At 48.9% G+C, this 5,752-nt stretch carries 4 protein-coding genes; all 4 read right to left on the bottom strand.

Features of this window, described 5'->3' with window-relative positions; translation table 11 throughout:
• Positions 1–299 precede the first annotated feature (299 nt).
• A complete protein-coding gene (locus HMPREF3090_RS00530; protein ID WP_067972044.1) occupies positions 300–512 on the bottom strand; it encodes a cold-shock protein in 213 nt (70 codons plus the stop codon).
• A gap of 4 nt (positions 513–516) precedes the next feature.
• Entirely contained in the window at positions 517–3,300 is a 2,784-nt protein-coding gene (ileS, locus tag HMPREF3090_RS00535) for an isoleucine--tRNA ligase (RefSeq protein ID WP_070485698.1), read from the bottom strand.
• Between the two features lie 304 nt (positions 3,301–3,604).
• On the bottom strand, positions 3,605–4,387 hold the full coding sequence (locus HMPREF3090_RS00540; protein WP_067972050.1) for a DivIVA domain-containing protein: 783 nt from the start codon (positions 4,385–4,387) through the stop codon (positions 3,605–3,607).
• Between the two features lie 16 nt (positions 4,388–4,403).
• Positions 4,404–5,192 (bottom strand): YlmH family RNA-binding protein, encoded by a 789-nt coding sequence (locus HMPREF3090_RS00545; RefSeq protein WP_070485700.1) that lies wholly within the window; start codon positions 5,190–5,192, stop codon positions 4,404–4,406.
• Positions 5,193–5,752 lie beyond the last annotated feature (560 nt).

The following is a 5,752-nucleotide window of genomic DNA, read 5'->3' on the forward strand; positions in this document are numbered from 1 at the left end:
GAGCTATTTCTGCTAGCCTGAACCCGACTAGGGTATGAGGAAGACCCCTTAGCTTTGGATACTTGTAGTAAGCCGGAATAAGAGCAATCAAGACTTGCTAAGAGAGACCTCGTTCGCATCTTGTCGCCAAGCTACTTGCTAATAGAGATCTTGTTCGCTAGTTGACCCCAGCCTACTTGCTAATGGAGGGTTCGTTCACAAGTTGCTAGACCCCAAGGCATGCTCACTAGCAGACTTTATTAAAAACAAAAACTGTGCGAAACCTAAATTCTAGGTCGCACAGTTTTATTTTCGAGCAATTATTGGTCAAGATGAATGTTCACTGCCTGTGGGCCACGCTCTCCTTCCGCAATTTCAAAGCGGAGCTTTTGCCCTGCTTTGAGTTGGTGGCTAAAGGCACCTTGGAGGGCAGAAGCATGGAAGAAAAGACTATCTTCTTCGGGATTTTGTGGGAGGTCGATAAAACCATACCCCTTATCAGCTGAATAAGATTTCACGATTCCTTGGTACATGAATTTACTCCTCTTCTTCTACTAAGGCTTGAGGGAAGTGTTCGCTGACAATGTCATAGCAGCGTTGGCAAAGCGTTGGTGCTTCAGGGATTTGACCCACGCTTGGGTAAACGCCCCGGCAACGTTGGCAAACTTCACCGTCTGCCTGGGTCACTTCCAAGGCATAGTGGCCATAGTCATGGGCTTGGTCAGACTTCTCTTCTAGCGGCTTGATTTCAACTTGTGAGACAATCAAATAGGTCCGGAGTTGGTCGCCAACTTGGGCCAGTTTGCTTTGGGTATCCGCATCGGCATAGATAATCAGGTCAGCTTCAAGTGACTTCCCGATTAACTTGGCATTTCTAGCTTCTTCCAAGCTCTTGTTGACATCGTCACGGAAATCGAGGAAGGCATTCCAGAAGTCCAATAATTCTTGGCTGTTGCTGTAGACTTTTAGCTCAGGGAATTCAGCCAATTGGGCATAGTCTTCTTCTTCATCCAGATATTGCCAGATTTCTTCAGTCGTATGTGGGATAACTGGTGTGAGCAAGAGGGTCAGGTCTCTAACGACTTGGTACATTACGGTCTGCATCTTCCGACGGGCTGGGCTATCCGCTAATTCAATATAAGTTACATCCTTGGAATAATCCAGGTAGAAGCTGGACATTTCCGTTGTCAGGAAGTTGAGGATGCCTTGGTAGACGGTCATGAAGTCATAGCGGTCATAGGCAGCTTCTACTTCTTTAACCAGTTCATTGAGCTTGTTGAGCATGAATTGGTCGATTGGGTCTAAGTTGTCATAGCTGACAGCATTTTCACTTGGCTTGAAGTCGGTCAGGTTACCCAACATGAAGCGGATCGTGTTGCGGATCTTGCGGTAAGCTTCAGACACTTGGCCGAGGATATCGTCAGAAATCCGCACATCGTATAAGGTATCGGCAGAAGTTACCCAGAGTCTCAGGATATCGGCTCCGCGTTGCTTGCAGACATCATTTGGTGACACGGTATTACCTAAAGACTTACTCATCTTGCGTCCTTCCCCATCATTAACGAAACCTTGGGAAAGTACGGCCCGGTAAGGTGCTTGGTCGTTAACAGCAACTGAGGTTAACAGACTTGAGTTAAACCAGCCCCGGTATTGGTCAGAACCTTCTAGATAGAGGTCAGCTGGGAAGGTTAAATTATCCCGTGTCCCTAAGACGCCGGCGTGGGTTGAGCCAGAATCAAACCAAACATCCATGATGTCCATTTCCTTGGTAAATTGGCCATTGGGTGAACCAGGATGGCTGAAGCCTTCAGGAAGTAAGTCCTTAGCCTCCCATTCGAACCAGACATTAGAACCGTGTTCACCGACAAGCTCTGCCACATGGTTAATGGTTTCTTCGCTAATGATTTCTTGGCCATCTTCGGCATAGAAGATAGGGAGCGGTACACCCCATACCCGTTGGCGGGAGATAACCCAGTCGCCCCGGTCGCGGATCATATTGTAGATGCGTTTTTCACCAGAAGGATGGAGCCAGTCCACTTCATTCTCAATGGCTTCAAGCGAACGGTCACGGATCTTATCAACGGAGCAGAACCATTGTGGGGTTGCCCGGTAGATGACCGGTTTCTTGGTCCGCCAGTCATGAGGGTAGCTGTGGGTGAAGTAAGACACATGGAGCAAGGCCCCAACTTCTTTTAACTTGTCGAGGACTTTTTCATTCCCATCTTCATAGAAGACACCTTCTAGGCCAGGAGCTTCGTCAGTATAGCAACCTTGGTCGTCAATTGGCGATAGGGCGTCTAAACCGTAAGCTTGGCCAATATAAAAGTCGTCTTCCCCGTGGCCAGGAGCGGTGTGGACCAGGCCAGTACCGGAATCTGCGGTGACGTGGGTCCCTACCATAACGAGGGAATCCCGGTCATAGAAAGGATGCTGGGCCACCATGCGGTCCATTTCAGAGCCTTTAATTTCATCAATTTCTTGGTAGTCTTCCCAGCCTAAAGTTTCCGCTACGTCTTCTAAGAGCTCCTTAGCAATCACGAAATGACGGCCATCCACTTCAACAAGCGAATAGATAAAGTCAGGGTGGACGGAGATCCCGAGGTTGGCTGGTAAGGTCCAAGGGGTCGTGGTCCAGATCACGAGTTCGCTATCTTCTGGCAACTTGCCCTGGCCATCCTTTAGCTTGAAGGCCACGTAGATACTTGGAGATTCCACATCCCGGTATTCAACTTCAGCTTCGGCTAGGGTTGATTCACTGGATGGTGACCAGTAAACTGGACGCTTGCCCTTATAAATGAGGCCCTTGGCAGCCATCTTACCGAAGACACGGATTTGTTCTTCTTCAAATTTCGGATCCAAGGTCACATAAGGATTGTCCCATTCTCCAGCAACGCCTAAACGTTTGAAGTCTTCCTTTTGTCCTTCAATTTGTTTCCAGGCATAGTCTTCGCAGATTTTACGGAATTCTGCGGTTGACAAGGCTTTGCGGTCCACACCGGAATTGGTGACAGCTTGTTCAATAGGCAGGCCGTGGGTATCCCAGCCTGGTACATAAGGTGCCCGGTAGCCTGACATAGACTTGGACCGGACAATAATATCCTTAGCAATCTTATTCATGGCGTGGCCATTGTGGATCGCCCCATTAGCATAGGGAGGGCCATCGTGGAGGACAAAGGGTGTCTTGTCCTTGTTTAAGGCTTGGCGCTTACCATAGATATCTTGTTCTTCCCATTCTTTTTGTCGTTCAACTTCTTTAACTGGTAGGTTCCCGCGCATTGGGAACTTAGTTTTCCCTAAATTAAGGGTTTCTTTCATCTTCATGCTTTTCCCCGCTTTCTTTGATCCATATCCTGTACATAAAAAAGCTCCATCCGCAAGGGACGAAGCGATCGTGGTACCACCCAAATTTAGTTGCAAGCAACTCTTAAAGCGTTAACGCCGCTAACGTCTCCGCCTACTTCATTTCAGCAGAGCCTCATTCGGATGATAATCTTAAGTTTAGCTTAGTCTGCTTCACAGCTACCGCAGATTCTCTGATAAGCGCCCCTTAAGACCGTGTTCCGTTCTGTTTTATATACATGGCTAATGATACTAAAATTCTTCTCATTTTTCAAGCCCAGACTTCTTAATCGTCCGGCTCATCCGCATTCTTAAAGACTAATGCTTGCTTTTCTTCAGGGGCTGCCCCTATTCCCTCCTGGCTTGGCGCTTCTTCTTGGGCGGCTTGGCCTTGGGTGAGGTGCTCAACATCTTCGGGCTCGAGGACCTCCTTGACTTCATCAGGCATGACAGCCACTTGGTCATTGTTGAAGAATTCTTCCTTCTGCTTGGCTTCATCGACTTGGGCATTGGCCAGGTCGAAGATTTCTGCCGCCTTGTCGTTGCGTACAGGCAGATCCAAGTCAGCGATCAATTCTTCAAGGTTAGGGCAGTCGCCCCGGGCTTCTTCGCGAGCGGTGAAAATCTTATCCCAACGCTCATCTTCTAAGCTCTGTTGGCTATTGTGGATGAGCCCTAAGAGCTGGCCCCTGAGCACCTGGCCGTGCTGTTGGAGATAGGTTGTTTCGGTATCGACAGCCACAGCTCGTTCTGCTGCCTGGGTCAAGAGCTCATTGGCCGACTCTTCAGCCCGGCTAACAATTAGTTCAGCCTCGTTGAGAGCTTCTTCCCGCAATTTATCTGCGGCTTCTTGGGCCACCACAATGGACCGGTTGAGGGCTGATTCCTTGCCCCGGAATTCATCCAATTCAGCATTTTTTTCGAAGATTTCTTGCTGCATGTACTGGTTTAAGGTTTCCAGATTATCCATGGCGTGTCTCACTTCTTGCAGGAAGCTGTCCACCTCTTGTTTGTCATAGCCTGATAATTTACTCTTGAAGGTTTTATCCTTTAAATCACTTGCATTCACTATCATCAACCTCTTTTCATTGATTCGCTAAATACTGGATGGCCAAGCGGACCTTGCCCTTCTTGGACTGGCCGAGGATCTGGTCAATATAGAGCCGGCCGTAGCCGCGGACACTGAGAGTATCGCCAACAGCCACTTCCCGGTCTACCCGGTCTTGGACCTGCCAGTTCTGCTTAATGCCCTTAGCTTGGACCAGTGACTTGGCCTTGGTTCGAGACAAGTTAAGGGCTTCAGCCAGGACCAGGTCCAAGCGCAAGGAGGCCGCACTAATAGTCCGCTCTTGCCAGTTCTCCTGGCTCTGGACGCGGTCTGACCAAGGGATGGGCTGGAGCGCCACCTTGGCCCGGCCCACCCGATCGACTTCTTGGATGAAGAAAGGCAAGAGCTCTTGGCTGGTAATGAATTGCCATCGCTCGCCATCGCTAAGGATATCTCCCAAGACCTTGCGCTCCAGCCCCTGTCCCAACAAACTGCCCAGAACTTGGCGGTGACTCAGCTGGTTAAACTTCTTGGCATAGGAAATCTCAACCAGGACCAAGTCATAGTCCACTTCTTCCGCTTCAAGATAAGGAGGATAGATCAAGAGACGCTGGCGCTCGGCCTGGTCATAGCCTCCCCAGAAGGCATAGCGATAGTCTGAATGGGACTGGCCCAGAACTGTTTGGGCAATCACCTGTTCTCTCGGATCGAGAAAGTCGGACAAAATAGGCCGGTATTGGTCAAGAACCTGGCCTTGCCAGTCTAGCACTTGTTCGACGAAATTTTTTTCTTCTGCAGGAAAATGTTGGAATAGGTCTCCCGACAAATCGGAGCCCTCCTTTCTACACTCTTTCCTTTATTCTACACTAAGACTTACCCAAGTGGAAAGAATTCGCTGAAAATTGCAGGCAAGATTTATAAAGTTAACAGCAGACTATAGGAAGTTGTGCTGGTTCTCTTATCAATTGGCTTGCTGGGCGTCCCTTGTACCTACCAACTTGCGAACATGCCCGCCATTAGAAAGTAGCTTGGCGACAACTTGCGAACGACTTCCCCATTAGCAAGTAGGTTTGCGGCAAGACGCGAACGAGGGACCTATTAGCAGGTCGACTGGCGGTAACTTGCTAGGCAAGATGGACAAGGTCCCCATAATTAAAACAAGCTAGCAAGGTCTCTGCTAGCTTGTTGATTCTCACCTTAATTACTTATTTTGCTCATATCTAGTCAGGTTCGACTTGGCAGTCTTGGAGTGATTTCACAAGCTAGAAACGAGCGAATACTTCGCTCTTATTCTGACTTGCTCCAATCATCCAAAGCTAAATGCTCTTGCTTACACCCTATAGTTGGGTTCGGGCTGGCAGCTTTCCTGTCACTTCACAAGTCTCC

It is taken from the genome of Aerococcus sp. HMSC23C02, from assembly GCF_001806805.1.
GTDB classification, from domain to species: Bacteria; Bacillota; Bacilli; order Lactobacillales; family Aerococcaceae; genus Aerococcus; species Aerococcus sanguinicola.

Excerpts from the sequence above, each read along its gene's own strand:
- ileS (WP_070485698.1), bottom strand. The coding sequence starts at position 3,300 with ATGAAGATGAAAGAAACCCTTAATTTAGGGAAAACTAAGTTCCCAATG.
- HMPREF3090_RS00530 (WP_067972044.1), bottom strand. The coding sequence starts at position 512 with ATGTACCAAGGAATCGTGAAATCTTATTCAGCTGATAAGGGGTATGGT.